Below are 14,883 nucleotides of genomic sequence, written 5' to 3'. Positions count from 1 at the left end.
AGGTTGCCTCCCGCAGGCGGCCTCTATTATGCTTATGCTGATAAGTTCAAAGTTGTGGAGGTGTTGGATGTATAAGATAATTCTGGTTGATGATGAAGATGAGGTTCGTGAAGGGATCAAACAAAAGATCTCATGGAGTAAATATGGGTTTGAGCTGGTTGGTGATTTCGATAATGGCAGAGATGCACTGGATGCAATCGAGCAGCATCGTCCTGACGTAATTATTACTGATATTTGTATGCCTTTTATGGATGGACTGGGATTGGCCAGAGCTGTGATGGATAGGTACCGGGATATGAAGGTCATTATCGTCACTGGATATGAAGACTTCGAATATGCGAAGCAGGCCATAACACTGAAGGTGACTGAGTACTTATTAAAACCGATTAATGCACGTGAGTTTGCTGAATTTCTAAGTAAGATGAAGCAGGATTTAGATGAAGAGCATCTACAAAAAGCGAATTTAGTTAAGCTTCGTATGCAACTTAATCAGAGTCTTCCATTGCTGCGGGAACGATTCTTGGAGCAGCTGGTAACTACTCGAATGAAAAGCGAAGAAATCGAGAATAAATTGAGTTATTTTCATATTCCGTTGCAGGGTCAAGTGTACCTTGCGCTCGTTATAGATATAGAATTGGAGAAACGAAGCCAGGTCCTAGCTTTTGATGCAGAGCTACTGCGTTTCGGCGCCTTTAACATTGTTCAAGAGCAGCTGGAGAAAGAGCAAGAGGGAGTGGTATTCCAGACGAGAGATGGAAAAATCGCTGCGATATTATCCGGCAATTTAGAGACGGTAGAAGTAGCAACGCAGCATCTTGCAGAGCAAGTCCAGGGTAGCTTAAATAAATATTTGAAGCTGTCATCCACCATAGGCATCGGTAGAAAATATAATACTTTGCAACAAATTCCACAATCCTTCCAAGAAGCGGTCTCCTCCATAGAATATCGTTACCTTTTAGGCATAGATAAAGTTATCTCCATACAGGATCTTGAGTTTGGGAAGGGATTGGATCAGGCGCATTTCACCTCATGGGAAAAGCAATTTATATCCGCTTTAAAGACAGGTAAAGCTTCTGCTGTATCGGAAATTCTGTTGAAGTGGTTTCAGGAGCTTAAAAGTAATACCTCCTCTATAGAAGGCTGCCGTAGCAGCATCTATCAGCTGCTGGTTTCTTTGATGAACTATGTGGTCGACATCGGCTTCCCAAATACAGTAGTTGTTTCGCATAATATGTTTGCAGAGGTTGCTACGCTTAAGACGTTAGATGAAGCAAGGCATTATCTGGAGAGGACTTGCCATACGCTGATACTTAAACTATCGGAACAGAGAACAACGGTTCGGACTTCTCAGATGCAAGCCGCAGAAGCTTATATTCGCGAGAATTATTGTAATGACAGCTTTTCACTCAATGAGCTGTGCAGCCATATTTTTATGAGCATCAGTTATTTCAGTGCAACTTTTAAACAGCATACCGGTGAAACATTTATAGAGTATCTGACTCGACTCCGTTTGGAAAAAGCAAAAGAACTCCTTACGGTCACACAGTTGAAGACATATGATATCGCTGCCAGAGTTGGTTATGCTGATCCACAGTATTTTAGTGTTATTTTCAAACGTAATGTAGGAAGCACACCGAAGGAATATCGACACCGGCAGAAGGAGAATCTCTCTCTATGAGATCACAGCGCTTTTTCCGCAGCCGAAGTATTCATACTAATATTGCTATCTCCTTTTCACTTCTTATCCTCTGCACAACTATTGTCCTGAGTTATACTTCCTATCGCCTGTCCTCAGCCGCGGTCAAGGGCAATTCTGTAGCCTATACTTCACAATTAATAGAACAAGTAAAACTAAATATCGAGAATTACATTGGTAATATGGAGAGCATAGCTGCGCTGGTGTTAACTAGCAGTGATCTAGAGAAATATATAAAAGGCTCGAAATTAGATGAAGAAGAGGCGCTTAAGAATAAACTGCTTGCCAGTCATTATCTCCGGTCAGTCGTTCAGTCCCGCTCGGATATTTCCTCTATATTATATGCAGGCTCAGATGGCATGACCGTTTCGGATCGACAGCATGCTATTTTGAAACCGCTTCCTGAACTAATAGCTCAAGACTGGTATCAAAAAGCTATGAATCAATTAGACGTTGCAGTTTCTTCCTCTCATGTGCAGCACATCTTTCAAGATGAATACCGGTGGGTAGTCTCGATCAGCCGAAAACTCTCGAATGCGAATGCTATGACGGAAGCGGATCAACAAGGTGTACTGCTCGTAGATCTCAATTACAGTGTAATTAATAATCTATGTAAACAAATCGAACTGGGAAAACGAGGTTATGTTTTTATCGTCGATCCCGCAGGTAGCCTTGTCTATCATCCACAACAGCAGTTGATCTACTCCCAGCTAAAGTTCGAACAATTAGAGACGGTCCTTGGGATCAAGAGTGGATCTGTTACGGTTAACACGGGGAATGATCAGAAACTGTACACTGTGGACACTACCAGCTTTGGCTGGAAAATAGTTGGAGTCACTTATCCGGATGATTTGGTCGCGAACAAGCAACGTATGCAAGGAACCGCCGCCTTATGGGGAGCAATTAGTTTGATTTTTGCTATGGCTATATCGATATTTCTCTCTTACGCACTGACCAAACCGCTGAAGAATTTGGAGCTGAATATGAAAAAAACGGAACGTGGAGAGTTCGACATACGCGTGGAGATTGAGAGCACGAATGAAATCGGCAAGCTTGCTCGTACGTTTAATCTCATGATGATGAAGATTAAAGAGTTAATGGGACAGATCGTTCTGGAGCAAGAGATGAAACGTGTGAGTGAACTGAAGGCACTGCAAGCGCAGATTAAACCTCACTTTTTGTACAATACACTTGATTCGATTATTTGGATGGCAGAGACAGGAAAGATGGAGGAAGTGGTGGAGATGACTTCATCTCTATCCAAGCTGCTTCGTTCAACAATTGGTGAGGGTGAGGAATTGATTCCGCTGGCCAAAGAATTAGAGCATATTCGGCACTATTTAACGATTCAGAACATGCGTTATCGTAATAAATTCACTTATTCCATAGAGGTACAAGAAGATATCCTAACCAGCAGCATTTTAAAAATGGTACTTCAGCCTTTGGTTGAAAATGCGATCTATCACGGCATAAAACATAATCCTGAGCAAGGGCACATTCTGATCCGAGCAAGACAAGAACAGAACGATATTATCGTACAGGTCATTGATGACGGTATTGGGATGGATGAAGAGCAAATGGGTAAGGTACTGCTGCAAAAATCAGATTTCAAGACTGGCAGCGGTGTAGGTGTCGCGAATGTGAACCATCGTATCCAGCTGTATTTCGGTGTGAAATACGGTTTGTCTTTTGCAAGCGAGATGGAGGAAGGAACGACGGCCACTTTACGAATACCTATGATTTATGAGGAGGAGAGTCAATGAGCGCTTTACGGTCAAAAATTGGCCTGTATACTCTGCTACTGCTCTTCATTGTTACTTTGGGTTCATTAGCCTATCGTATGTTTACAAATGAGCTTGACGCAAAGGTTAGGACCATTATTTATGTGCCCAAGACTATCGATAGTAGTATTGAATTCTGGGAAGTGATGAAACAAGGTGTGGCAACTGCGGCTAAGGAGTTCGGCGCAGAGGTTCGCACGATTGGAACGGATACAGAGCTTGATGTAGATCAACAGATAGAACTGCTGGAGCAAGCAATTAAGGAAAAGCCTGACGCCATTATTTTATCTGCTACAGATTATTATCGCCTCATTCCAATCGCGGAACAGATCAAATCAGCTGGCATTACACTTATTACTGTAGATTCGGGCTTGAGCGGTGGTGTATCAGAGAGTTTTATTGCTACAGATAATTATGAAGCAGGACGTAAGGCAGGGCAGGAGTTAAGAAAATATATCGATCCAGAGGATAAAGTCGCTATCGTTAACTTTGTACAAGGCTCTGCCACCGCAATAGAGAGGGAAAGAGGGGCTCGTGATGCCCTTTTAGAGAATGGAGTTCATGATGTGCAGCCTACATTATACAGTGATGGTTCCGTGCGAAAAGCGTACCAGTTAACTGTTGATTTACTAAAGGACGAGCCAAATCTAAAGGGGATAATAGGTCTTAATGAACCTTCTACACTAGGTGCTGGGCAGGCGATTATGGATATGGGATTTCAGGACAAAGTGAAATTATTTGGGTTCGACAATTCTAGCAATGAGGTGAAGCTCCTCGAAAAAGGGATCTTGCTTGGCACGGTAATGCAGAAGCCTTTTAATATGGGGTACTTAGCTGTGAAGACGGCGATTGAAGCTGTTGAGGGTGAGAAAGTGGAACGGATAATAGATACAGGCTCCGTGATCATCACAAAGGAGAATATGTATTTAAGTGAAAATGAGAAATTAATGTTTCCTTTTATAGAATAAATGAACAAGGAAGCTTCTAAAACCGTTTGCGGCTTTAGAAGCTTCCTTGTTTTTTTAAAGATCAAGAGTCGTTACTATATCAACAAAGGATTGCTGCAACGGTGTTAAAATATGATCTTTACGCCAGCCGAGCACAAACCCGCCGCTTTCAGGCAGAATCCCTGGCAGGTTGGCATAGCTAAGCTTGCCTAGCTCAATCTCAGCTTTAACCGCCGCTTTAGAACATATACCAACACAATCACTCCCGCTAACTAACTGCTTAATCACTTCTGGAGAATTCAACTCGGATCGGTTCCATAAACGGATTTGATTGAATTGTGCCCATTGATCGGCATACCCTCGTAAACAAGATCCTTGCTCATGCTGAATCCACGGCTCATTGGCAATTTGTTCAGGTGTTAATTTCTCTAGGCCTTCAAATGGATGTCCAGGTGCAAAAATTAGGACAGGTTCATCACGGACAATAAGCTGAAAATCAAAAGATTCGTCCTGCCAATCCGCAGTATGTAAAATGGCCATCTGAATATCCCGACTACGGAGACGCTCACGTAACAAAGCATCGCTTTGAACAGTCAAAGAGTTATTAATCCCCGGATAGAGTTTCATGAATTGGATTAACACATTAGGTAAAATATAAGTTGCAGGAATAAAACTGGCTTCCAGCTCTAATATTCCTTTTGAGGGGGAAGAAAATTGTTTAACTGTGCGCTCAGCTTCTGCTGTGAGAGAGACGATTTTGAGGGCGTATTGATAAAGGGCTCGTCCAGCATCCGTAAGCAGCACTCTTCCGCTTCGGTAAAGAAATAGAGGGGTTCCGAGCTCAGCCTCCAGATTCTTCATATGAAAAGATACAGTAGGTTGTTTAAGGCCTAATTCTGCGGCTACATCGGTTACTTTTTTATATTTTTCAATTAGAACTACGATGTTCAATTTCATAATATTCATGACTTTCCTCCACATAATGCTAAGTTGGATTATAAATTATATCTCCATTATAGATTATATCTATATAGATATACACTTTATATTGGTATTTTTTTCGTTCGCTTTACAAAGATAAGAAGTTTCTCTAACGAACGAGCTCTAGAATAAGAAGAGTCAGAGGGGCCAAGAAGTCCCGGACAACATATAACATATGCGTTTGATGAACTTTTACAGTAACCATGCATATGGGGGCCAAGCTCCACAACACCATGTTAAAGCTTTCGAAGCCAGTTTGGTATGAACTGATCAGGGAGCCATGCTAACAAACCATTTAGGAGGAGACAAAACAATGCAATTCAAAAAATCATGGATCATGACTTTGGCTTTAACAAGCGTACTGGCACTATCGGCTTGCGGTAACGGCGGGGCTAACAACACAGGAGGAAACGCTGCAGCAACTAACGAAGGAAGCGGCGGCGCTGAAATAAGTGGTTCGATTCTGGCTTCAGGTTCAACAGCATTACAACCCTTGGTTGAGCTGGTAGCAGAGAATTTCATGGATAAAAACACTGGCGTGGACATTCAAGTTCAAGGCGGTGGCAGTGGTACTGGTCTTACTCAAGTAGCTGAGAAACAAGTAGATATCGGAAACTCTGACGTATTCGCAGAAGAAAAATTAAAAGATGCAGATGCAGAAAAAGCAGCAGCACTCGTAGATCATCAAGTAGCAGTAGTAGCGATCGCAGCAGTATCTCATCCTGATGCTGGTGTGGATAGCTTGACTAAACAACAACTGGTGGACATTTTCACTGGTAAAATCACTAACTGGTCTGAAGTAGGCGGAGCGGATCAAAAAATCCAAATCATCAACCGTCCAGGCAGCTCCGGTACTCGTGCAACCTTTGAAAGCTTTGCGCTTGGAACCAAAACAGAAGATATCCCAGGTTCGATTCAAGAAGATTCCTCCGGTACGGTTAAGAAAATGATCGGTGAAACTCCAGGGGCAATCGGATACCTTGCTCTTTCTTACCTGGATGATTCCATTAAAACACTTAGTCTTGACGGTGTAGAAGCATCTGTTGACAATGTTGTTTCGGGTAAATACCCAGTATGGGCTTACGAGCATATGTACACAAATGGTGAACCTAACGCAACAGTAAAAGCATTCCTCGACTTTTTCTTAACTGACGAAGTGCAAACAGGTGAAGTTGTTGAACTTGGATACATCCCAGCTGTTAAAATGCAAGTTGTTCGCGACGTTGCAGGAACTGTTACCGCTAAGTAATTTAATTCTAGGCAATGTTATTGATTAGAATCTCAAGTGATTAGAGGCGGATACATCTGCCTCTCTTTTCACTTTAGAAAGAGGGAGCAATTGAGGGTGAAACTAAAGAACTCACGATTCGAAAAACATCATATTGAAGATTTTGTTGGACGTACTTATATGTCCTTCTGTGTATTACTGTTGATAACAATCATTGTATCGATGGTATATTTTGTAGCGTCTAAAGGAATTTCAACCTTCACAAGTGGCAATGCTACAGTTTCTGAATTTCTCTTCGGTACAAAGTGGTCGCCTGAAGCGGATACGCCTTCCTTCGGAGCTTTTCCATTTATCTCGGGGTCCTTTTTGGTTACTTTGCTTGCCGCATTGATTGCTAGTCCACTTAGCTTATGCGCTGCGTTATTTATGACTGAGATTGTTCCAGGGTGGGGCAAAAAATTACTTCAACCTGTTATTGAGCTTTTGGCAGGGATTCCTTCGGTAGTATATGGTTTCATCGGATTAAGTGTAATTGTACCGTTTCTACGCAACAACCTGCCGGGCCAAGGCATCGGGGTAGCTGCAGGCGCGCTTGTGCTCTCGGTAATGATTCTTCCGACGATTACAAGCGTGGCTGCAGACGCGCTGGCTTCATTGCCGCAAAACTTAAAAGAATCTTCCTATGCGCTTGGTGCCACCCGGTGGCAGACGATTTCGCGGGTGATTATTCCAACAACCTTTCCTGCCATTATGACAGGGATTGTATTGGGAATGGCTCGTGCTTTCGGTGAAGCACTCGCTGTACAAATGGTTATCGGGAACGCGCCATTCGTACCAAAATCACTCTTTGAGTCAGCTTCTACCTTGACCAGTGTGATCACACTCGGTATGGGGAACACGACCATGGGCTCACCTCACAATAATGCACTGTGGAGTATGGCACTGGTTCTCATGCTGATGACTTTCGTATTTGTCTTCTTTGTGAGAATGCTTGAAAGGAGAAATAAAATTTGAAGCCGAGAACCGTAAATAAAATTGCCACCAGTCTTATTGTATTTTTCGCGATGCTCATCGTTGTCATTCTACTTGGACTTTTGGGATATATCCTCTTTAGAGGCTTAAGCCATATCAGTTGGGATTTTCTTTTCTCCGCACCGCAAAAGATTCGTGCAGGTGGAGGGATCGGACCGCAGCTATTTAACTCCTTATTCCTGTTAGTACTGACGCTTATTATTACAGTTCCGCTTGGACTGGGTGCCGGTATTTATATGGCGGAATATGCTCGTCCCGGTAAGATTACCGGCTTTATTCGCTTGATTGTTGAAGTGTTGTCATCTTTCCCTTCCATCGTAGTCGGCTTGTTTGGTCTATTGCTGATTGTTAACTATTTCAATCTGGGCTTCTCCTTAATCTCCGGTGCGCTGGCATTGACGGTCTTTAATCTGCCGCTGATGGTGCGGATTACAGAGCAAGCTTTCCGTAGTGTTCCAAAACAACAAAAAGAGGCTGGTTTTGCACTAGGATTGTCCAAGTGGAAAATTGTTACCTCGGTGTTGTTTCCGGTAGCATTACCAACAATTATTACAGGTACTATCTTGTCCGCTGGCCGTGTCTTTGGGGAAGCAGCTGCGTTGATGTTCACAGCAGGGATGAGTAGTCCAAGATTAGATTTCACTAACTGGAATCCACTTAGTGCGAATTCACCACTGAATCCCTTCCGTCCAGCGGAAACGCTGGCTGTCCACATTTGGAAGGTCAACAGTGAAGGTCTAGCTCCAGATGCTGCACAAATTGCTGCGGGAGCTTCGGCGGTGCTTGTAATTATGGTGTTAATCTTCAATCTGGCAGCACGTTATTTCGGAAGATTTATTTATCGTAAGCTTACAGCTTCAAAAAGAATGAACTAATCATACAAATTAAAGTAGAGATGTAGGAGGAGTAATCGATGGGAACGTCGGCAACAGCAGTGCGTGAATCTTTTCAAACCGAAGACCTGAGTATTTTTTACGGAACATATGAGGCAGTAAAGGGGATAAGCCTTCCATTTGCTGAAAATACGGTTACTGCACTGATCGGCCCCTCCGGCTGCGGTAAATCAACCTTTCTTCGTTCTTTGAACCGGATGAATGACGAAATTTCTGGCTCAAAAACAAAAGGAAGCATCTGGATTGATGGAGTGGATATTAATGCTCCGGGTACGGATGTGATTAAGCTGCGTCAGAAGATCGGGATGGTATGGCAAAAGCCAAATCCGTTCTATAAATCGATTTACGATAACATCGCTTTTGGACCTAAATATCATGGCATTAAAGGTAAAAAGGCTCTTGATGAGATTGTTGAGAGCAGTCTTCGCAAAGCAGCATTGTGGGATGAGGTAAAGGATCGTTTAAAAGATTCAGCGCTTGCACTTTCCGGTGGACAACAGCAGCGTCTTTGTATTGCTAGAGCGTTGTCGGTTAACCCGCAAATTCTGCTCTTGGACGAACCAGCATCAGCTCTAGACCCGGTCTCCACAGGTAAAGTAGAGGAGCTAATCAAGGAGTTAAAAGAAGAGCTTCGCATCGTTATTGTGACACATAATATGCAGCAGGCAGCTCGGATCTCTGATTATACCGCATACTTTTATCTTGGCTCCCTTGTCGAATATGATAAGACGGATAAAGTCTTTACCAATCCAGAGAATCAAATGACGCAAGAATATATCATGGGCCGATTCGGCTGAAGCTGTGAACATCGTTCCTTCAGGAACGGTGTTTTTTTTGTGAATTCAAAAGTTAATATGCAGAGAAACAATAACATCCGAAAGTTTCTGCGAAGTATATCGGTTGTTTTTATATGAAATTAACTGTGATTCGAAAGGTTACCTGTTATTTGCAAAAGGCAGAAAGATGCTGTATTATTTGTGATAATGATTATCATTATTACTATAATAGGGAGTGGATCTTATGACGCAATCTCAACAGACTCAACAGAATAGTGTGGCCGAAATAATAAAAGAACGACGCTCGATTAAGCTTTTTAAAAAAGATCCACTTCCACAAGGCCTTTTAGAGGAATTATTAAATGTAGCGGTATGGGCACCGAATCATGGTGTGCGTGAGCCGTGGAGATTTATTGCTTTTCAAGGGGAAGGTTCGAAATTCCTAGCCGAATCTGCATTTGCTTTTGTAAAACGTGCTATAGCTGATCCAGAAGTGGCTGCTAAACGTAAAGAATATATCTCGAATATTCCATTAACAGTAATCGTAGTGATGCCTGAAGATCCTCGGCAGAGAGAGTGGGACGAGGATTTTGCAGCAGCGTCCGCACTTGTACAGAACTTCCAGCTCGCAGCTTGGGAGCAAGGTGTAGGAACGATTTGGAAGACTGATCCCTACATCAACAACCCTGAATTCCGCACTAAAATTGGTGTAAAGCCTGGCGAAAAAATTGTAGCCATGATCCATGCCGGATATCCGGAGACTGTACCTGACAGCCGTCCACGCACAGACACTTCGGAGCTGCTGAAGATCGTAGACTTCTTTCCAGAGAATGGCGTAGTGGAATAAGGAAAGTCGAAGGCATTCGTATATTAAAAGCGGCGAAAGATCAAAAATATCGAAAAAGCGTCGAAAGATCAAAAAGATCGAAAGATCGAAAGATCAAAAACACCGATAGATCATTAGCATCGAAAGATCAAAAGTATCGAAAGATCATAAGCGTCGAATTATCAAAAGTATCCTTAGGGATGCTTTTTTTTGTTGCTTAGAATAGCCGTAGTCGGGTGAGGGGGGAAGGGCTACTGGGTGCTGATCACGTTTCGCTGCCGGTCCTCTGCTTATGTGGCTCAACCTTCTACTTACTTCATAGTATCTCCTATTGACCTTCTGCGGGATTCCTACCGATCTCCGTATCGGACTGTATTGCAGCTATTTGAGCTTTTTGAGTCATTTTGCCGATCTATCGGACCGCATAGCTCTTATTACCATGTAACTGTGCAGAATTGGTGTGGTTATGAGTAAATAGCTGCAACTGGGTCCGATAGCACGTCAATTAGCTGCAAATCTACGAAATAAGGACTCCTCAGTCCGATGCAACGGCGAATAAGTGAACTAACTCCAAACTAACCCAAACTAACCCAAACTAACCCAAACTAACTAAAGACCCTCAGTATGTTACGGACTGTATAGCAGCTATTTGAGCTTTTTGAGTCACTTTGCCGATCCGGACCACATAGCTCTTATTAGCATGTAGAGGCGCAGAATCTGTGTGGTTATGAGTAAATAGCTGCAACTGAGTCCGATAGCTCGCCTAAAACGTTTGAAATGGTGAAATAAGATCAACTGAGTCCGAACCATCGGCAAAAGTGTGTTCACAAGCATGGGGGATAGTTCAAATGGCGCAAGAACCCAAAGTAACCTAAGAACCAAACCAATGATGTCCAAGTTACCGAATTAACCCAAGTAAGCAAAGAAGCACAAGTCACAAAAGTAGTCAAAAAAGTAAAAAGAGCCAAGATAACCTCAAGAATCTGATGAAGCTAATGAAGCTATTGAAGCTCAAGTAGGCTCAAGTAGGCGTATAACCCAAACTAACTAAAGAACCTCATGTTGCGGACTGTATTGCAGCTATTTGAGCTTTTTGAGTCATTTTGCAGATGTATCGGACCGCATAGCTCTTATTACCTTGTAGAGGCGCAGAATCTGTGTGATTATGAGTAAATAGCTGCAACTGAGTCCGATAACCGGCAGAAAACACTCGAATTTGCATAATAAGGTCATCTGAGTCCGAACCATTGGCAAAAGTGTGCTTAAATACTAGCAAAGGCGGCGAGTTAGGCATCGCAGCTGACTGCCTTAGGACTCAGTTACAATCACTCTTCAAAATTTGATCCAACGGTGGGGAGAAAAGTAATTCCTGACGGAGAGGGAATGGAAAATGAAGTCTGGATCCTAATATGACACGTTGATCCTAATATGAAACGTTGCCCCTAATATGACACGTCGATCCTAAAGTAAAACGTTGATCCCACCAATTAAATGCAATATATAATGTACATAATGACCGATATAGATTACAATGGTGGAAAATGGAATGCATGACAAACATTAAAGGGGGGTTATGGAGTGGGAGAGAACAAAAACATCAAGTTGAAGCTGGCTAGGATCCAAAAGAATCTTTCCCAAGAACAGTTAGCGGAAGTTGTAGGGGTTACACGGCAGACGATCGGCTTGATTGAAGCTGGTAACTATAACCCGACGATTAAGCTGTGCATAGCCATCTGCAAGGCGTTGGATACGTCATTAAACGATATTTTTTGGGAGGATTAGTTGTGAAAGGGCCAAAGATTAAAGACGAACGAATTATCACAGAAATTCAGAAGTTTAGTACGCACGGATTGTTGATTGTGTTAGTGGGATTTATGATTAGCCTTTTGGTAAAAGTATTTATCCTGGAGTGGGACATCAAATACTGGGTTGATACTTTTGGGATTATGCTGTTAGGTTGCTTGTATGTTACCGTTCGTTGTGTCAAAGATGGGATATACCTGCTGCCGAGTAAGGATGGAGAACTCAGACGGTTTAAGAAGATTCATTTAATATCGGGAGTTATCAGCACGATTATTTGGGCCACGCTAACATTTTTGCTTGATTTTAGAGAAGCGGGAGAAGTGGATATTAGAAAAAATATATCGAGTACTCTCGTGGGGGCGGTTGTTTTTTTCATAGGGGTCACTTGGGCGATGTGGTACATAATTAATAAATCCAACAAAAATGCTGACAAGAACATTGAGAATTAAAGATTAAAGATTAAATATTAAAGATAACCACTTCTTGCAAAACTAATGTCATTAGTTTATATTTAAGCTAATACCATTAGTTTATCGGAGGGGTAAGGATGAGAGTAACACGTGAAGGTCATTTATTGCAATTGACTTGGATGCCTAATTTTTTTCCAGTGAATTGTTACATTATTGAGGAAAACGATGGATTGACTTTAATAGATGCCGCTATGCCATTTAGTCTAAAAGGAATTATGGAGACTGAAGCGAAGCTAAATAAGAAGCTTACACGCATAATCTTAACGCATGCGCATGATGATCATATTGGGGCACTGGATGGACTGAAAAAGCAACGTCCAGAGGCTCAGGTGTACATCTCTGAGCGAGATTCGGCATTACTTCATGGAGATCGTTCACTTCGGGAAGGAGAACCTCAGACCCCTATTAAGGGAGGCGTGCCGAAGAAGATAGCTACCAAGCCAGACGTCCTTCTCCACGAAGGGGATACCATTGGCTCATTATCAGCGATTCACACTCCAGGACATACCCCCGGCTCTATGTCTTTCCTTGATTCACGCAGCGGTGCTGTAATCGTGGGGGATGCTCTTCAGACCTTCCGGGGAACTGCGGTGGCAGGAACCATCATCCCCCTGTTTCCTTTTCCAGCAATGGCTACATGGAATAAAGCTCAAGCTCTGAATAGTGCGATTAAGCTTCTAGAGTTATCTCCAGCTTTACTTGCTGTGGGTCACGGCAACTTACTTAAAGCGCCAAAGCAAGAGATGGAGAAAGCCATACGTAAGGCACAAATGATTCAGGATAGGAGTAATTAAATGTCACCTAGAGCAGGATTAGATCGTCACACGCTAGTGATTAGAGCAGCAGAAATTGCCGATGCTGAAGGTATAGAAGCTGTTACCTTGGCTGCACTAGCAGCTAAACTAGGTGTTCGTTCCCCGTCACTATATAACCATATAAATGGCCTGCAGGATTTGCGGACTGGGCTCGCCATTTACGGTTTAGAGTTATTATTTACATGCATGTCGAACGCAGCTGAGGGATTAAATGGAGATGCTGCTGTACACGCGATGGGCCGAGCATATGTGGATTTTGCTAGAAGTAGACCAGGTTTGTATGAGACTACACTACGAGCCCCTGAACAGGAGAACACGGAGCTTGAAGCGGCTGGTGAGCATATTTTGCAGTTTATAATTCAGGTGATGAAGAGTTATCAATTAGGTGAAGAAGGAGAACTTCATGCCGTAAGGGGATTACGGAGTCTCCTACATGGATTCGCCTCTTTGGAACAAAAGGGTGGATTTGGTATGGCGCTCGATACTAACGAGAGTCTAACCCGCTTGATTAGCACTTTTATAACCGGAATTGGAAATATGAAATCAGATTAAATTAGATCTAGGAGATGATGAACAAATGGGTCAGGAATATGAACAAGGTAGTGTCACCACTTATGGGGAAACAGCAGAGATTATTACGAAATTGGGGATTTTACCGCTTGCTGCGCTGATTCCCGGACACCCGTCTTTAAACGGCTTAACTAAGCCCGAGAATTGGCATACCGGAACAGAATTAGATCCGTGGTCATGGCGTGCGCAGTTTCCAGGTGAGGGTCTTGCAGGATACGGAAAGTTTATTAAGAAAAAGGCTATTTTAGTCTCAAGGGAGTGGTTCCCGGCATTTGTAGCAGCAGTAGGCAGTACCAAATCTATTGAAGAGCGGTATAAGGATGGGTTGGCTAGTAAAGAAGCTGTGACCTTATTGCAGATTGTTCGTGAACATGAAGGCATTGATACACGTAAACTTCGGGCAGAGGCTGATATGAAGGCAAAAGAAAAGAAAACAGCCTTCGATAACGCGGTTACTGAACTGCAAGGATCGTTAGATATGGTGATCTCAGGCATCAAGCAACGCCTGAATGATGAAGGTGAAGTAAATGGCTGGAGCAGCACCTCGTTCGAGACGGTCAGTCACTGGATGTCAGATAACGGTTTATCCGCTTTTGAAGGGGATAGAGAAGAGGCCGTAGCTTGGATACAAACGAAGATGAACGGGGTATGGTCGCCAACAGCAATAGCTTGGACAAACAAAGCATTCTCATGGAATTAATAAAAACGGTTAATCACTGCTCCATAGAGAGTGATTAACCGTAAGCGTTTTCCAATAAAATTATATCCATCACATTAAGGTTCCAACATAGGCGCCAAGTAAGCAATCAGGAAATACAAGAATCCAAAAAGCAGCATAACATAGGCAGTGTATTTAATAGCATTAGATGCAACAATTCTTGAATCTACCGGTGGTTGAATTTCTAGCTGTTCTTCTTCGAGGCTGTCAACTTCTTTGGATACTGGGTCTCTCAACATGATAATCCCCTCCTTGGAAATTCAATCCTTAACTGTATTGTGACATATTTGTGAACGGAAATCAACAATAGTGTGAACAAATATTGAACTTTTATTCAAATTTGGGCA

General features: G+C 42.7%; 15 protein-coding genes. 13 read left to right on the top strand and 2 right to left on the bottom strand.

The window, feature by feature from the left end; translation table 11 throughout:
• Positions 1–67 precede the first annotated feature (67 nt).
• The 3 genes from MHB56_RS00735 to MHB56_RS00725 are packed head-to-tail and all read left to right on the top strand — an operon-like array spanning position 68 to position 4,445.
• Positions 68–1,678 carry a response regulator gene (locus MHB56_RS00735; RefSeq protein ID WP_341143148.1) on the top strand — a complete coding sequence of 537 codons (1,611 nt, stop codon included), beginning with the start codon at positions 68–70 and terminating at the stop codon, positions 1,676–1,678.
• Positions 1,675–3,459: a cache domain-containing sensor histidine kinase gene (locus tag MHB56_RS00730; protein ID WP_341143147.1), complete on the top strand. Its 1,785-nt coding sequence runs from the start codon at positions 1,675–1,677 to the stop codon at positions 3,457–3,459. Before MHB56_RS00735 ends, MHB56_RS00730 begins: the two co-directional genes overlap by 4 nt.
• Positions 3,456–4,445 (top strand): substrate-binding domain-containing protein, encoded by a 990-nt coding sequence (locus MHB56_RS00725; RefSeq protein WP_339243634.1) that lies wholly within the window; start codon positions 3,456–3,458, stop codon positions 4,443–4,445. The genes MHB56_RS00730 and MHB56_RS00725 overlap by 4 nt, the downstream gene beginning before the upstream one ends.
• 54 nt (positions 4,446–4,499) lie before the next feature.
• Here MHB56_RS00725 and MHB56_RS00720 read toward each other — a convergent pair whose 3' ends face one another.
• Positions 4,500–5,390 carry a LysR family transcriptional regulator gene (locus MHB56_RS00720; protein WP_341143146.1) on the bottom strand — a complete coding sequence of 297 codons (891 nt, stop codon included), beginning with the start codon at positions 5,388–5,390 and terminating at the stop codon, positions 4,500–4,502.
• A gap of 328 nt (positions 5,391–5,718) precedes the next feature.
• Here MHB56_RS00720 and MHB56_RS00715 point away from each other — a divergent pair, with 328 nt between their 5' ends.
• The 10 genes from MHB56_RS00715 (at position 5,719) to MHB56_RS00670 (ending at position 14,518) form a co-directional block, all read left to right on the top strand.
• A complete protein-coding gene (locus tag MHB56_RS00715) occupies positions 5,719–6,654 on the top strand; it encodes a phosphate ABC transporter substrate-binding protein PstS family protein (protein WP_076126671.1) in 936 nt (311 codons plus the stop codon).
• A gap of 90 nt (positions 6,655–6,744) precedes the next feature.
• Positions 6,745–7,647 carry a phosphate ABC transporter permease subunit PstC gene (pstC, locus tag MHB56_RS00710; protein ID WP_036687519.1) on the top strand — a complete coding sequence of 301 codons (903 nt, stop codon included), beginning with the start codon at positions 6,745–6,747 and terminating at the stop codon, positions 7,645–7,647.
• A complete protein-coding gene (pstA, locus tag MHB56_RS00705) occupies positions 7,644–8,540 on the top strand; it encodes a phosphate ABC transporter permease PstA (protein WP_076184366.1) in 897 nt (298 codons plus the stop codon). Before pstC ends, pstA begins: the two co-directional genes overlap by 4 nt.
• A 38-nt stretch (positions 8,541–8,578) precedes the next feature.
• Positions 8,579–9,355: a phosphate ABC transporter ATP-binding protein PstB gene (gene pstB, locus MHB56_RS00700; protein ID WP_036687516.1), complete on the top strand. Its 777-nt coding sequence runs from the start codon at positions 8,579–8,581 to the stop codon at positions 9,353–9,355.
• A 223-nt stretch (positions 9,356–9,578) separates the two neighbouring features.
• Entirely contained in the window at positions 9,579–10,181 is a 603-nt protein-coding gene (locus MHB56_RS00695; protein ID WP_341143145.1) for a nitroreductase family protein, read from the top strand.
• Positions 10,182–11,738: 1,557 nt separating this feature from the next.
• Positions 11,739–11,942 (top strand): helix-turn-helix transcriptional regulator, encoded by a 204-nt coding sequence (locus tag MHB56_RS00690; protein WP_036676881.1) that lies wholly within the window; start codon positions 11,739–11,741, stop codon positions 11,940–11,942.
• A gap of 2 nt (positions 11,943–11,944) precedes the next feature.
• Entirely contained in the window at positions 11,945–12,412 is a 468-nt protein-coding gene (locus MHB56_RS00685) for a DUF6773 family protein (protein ID WP_339168009.1), read from the top strand.
• Between the two features lie 98 nt (positions 12,413–12,510).
• Positions 12,511–13,227 carry an MBL fold metallo-hydrolase gene (locus tag MHB56_RS00680; protein ID WP_339168008.1) on the top strand — a complete coding sequence of 239 codons (717 nt, stop codon included), beginning with the start codon at positions 12,511–12,513 and terminating at the stop codon, positions 13,225–13,227.
• Positions 13,228–13,800 (top strand): TetR/AcrR family transcriptional regulator, encoded by a 573-nt coding sequence (locus tag MHB56_RS00675; RefSeq protein WP_076126664.1) that lies wholly within the window; start codon positions 13,228–13,230, stop codon positions 13,798–13,800.
• A gap of 25 nt (positions 13,801–13,825) precedes the next feature.
• Positions 13,826–14,518 carry an AlkZ-related protein gene (locus MHB56_RS00670; protein ID WP_341143144.1) on the top strand — a complete coding sequence of 231 codons (693 nt, stop codon included), beginning with the start codon at positions 13,826–13,828 and terminating at the stop codon, positions 14,516–14,518.
• A gap of 74 nt (positions 14,519–14,592) precedes the next feature.
• Here MHB56_RS00670 and MHB56_RS00665 read toward each other — a convergent pair whose 3' ends face one another.
• Positions 14,593–14,775 (bottom strand): hypothetical protein, encoded by a 183-nt coding sequence (locus MHB56_RS00665; RefSeq protein WP_076126661.1) that lies wholly within the window; start codon positions 14,773–14,775, stop codon positions 14,593–14,595.
• Positions 14,776–14,883 lie beyond the last annotated feature (108 nt).

The sequence above is a fragment of the Paenibacillus sp. FSL H8-0315 genome (assembly GCF_038005365.1).
In the GTDB taxonomy this organism is placed as follows: Bacteria; Bacillota; Bacilli; order Paenibacillales; family Paenibacillaceae; genus Paenibacillus_AQ; species Paenibacillus_AQ odorifer.
This window is presented reverse-complemented; position numbering and strand designations above follow the sequence as displayed.

What these genes read in the sequence shown, in the direction of transcription:
- MHB56_RS00735 (WP_341143148.1), top strand. Translation starts at nt 68, where the DNA reads ATGTATAAGATAATTCTGGTTGATGATGAAGATGAGGTTCGTGAAGGG.
- MHB56_RS00730 (WP_341143147.1), top strand. Translation starts at nt 1,675, where the DNA reads ATGAGATCACAGCGCTTTTTCCGCAGCCGAAGTATTCATACTAATATT.
- MHB56_RS00725 (WP_339243634.1), top strand. Translation starts at nt 3,456, where the DNA reads ATGAGCGCTTTACGGTCAAAAATTGGCCTGTATACTCTGCTACTGCTC.
- MHB56_RS00720 (WP_341143146.1), bottom strand. Translation starts at nt 5,390, where the DNA reads ATGAATATTATGAAATTGAACATCGTAGTTCTAATTGAAAAATATAAA.
- MHB56_RS00715 (WP_076126671.1), top strand. Translation starts at nt 5,719, where the DNA reads ATGCAATTCAAAAAATCATGGATCATGACTTTGGCTTTAACAAGCGTA.
- pstB (WP_036687516.1), top strand. Translation starts at nt 8,579, where the DNA reads ATGGGAACGTCGGCAACAGCAGTGCGTGAATCTTTTCAAACCGAAGAC.
- MHB56_RS00695 (WP_341143145.1), top strand. Translation starts at nt 9,579, where the DNA reads ATGACGCAATCTCAACAGACTCAACAGAATAGTGTGGCCGAAATAATA.
- MHB56_RS00680 (WP_339168008.1), top strand. Translation starts at nt 12,511, where the DNA reads ATGAGAGTAACACGTGAAGGTCATTTATTGCAATTGACTTGGATGCCT.
- MHB56_RS00675 (WP_076126664.1), top strand. Translation starts at nt 13,228, where the DNA reads ATGTCACCTAGAGCAGGATTAGATCGTCACACGCTAGTGATTAGAGCA.
- MHB56_RS00670 (WP_341143144.1), top strand. Translation starts at nt 13,826, where the DNA reads ATGGGTCAGGAATATGAACAAGGTAGTGTCACCACTTATGGGGAAACA.
- MHB56_RS00665 (WP_076126661.1), bottom strand. Translation starts at nt 14,775, where the DNA reads ATGTTGAGAGACCCAGTATCCAAAGAAGTTGACAGCCTCGAAGAAGAA.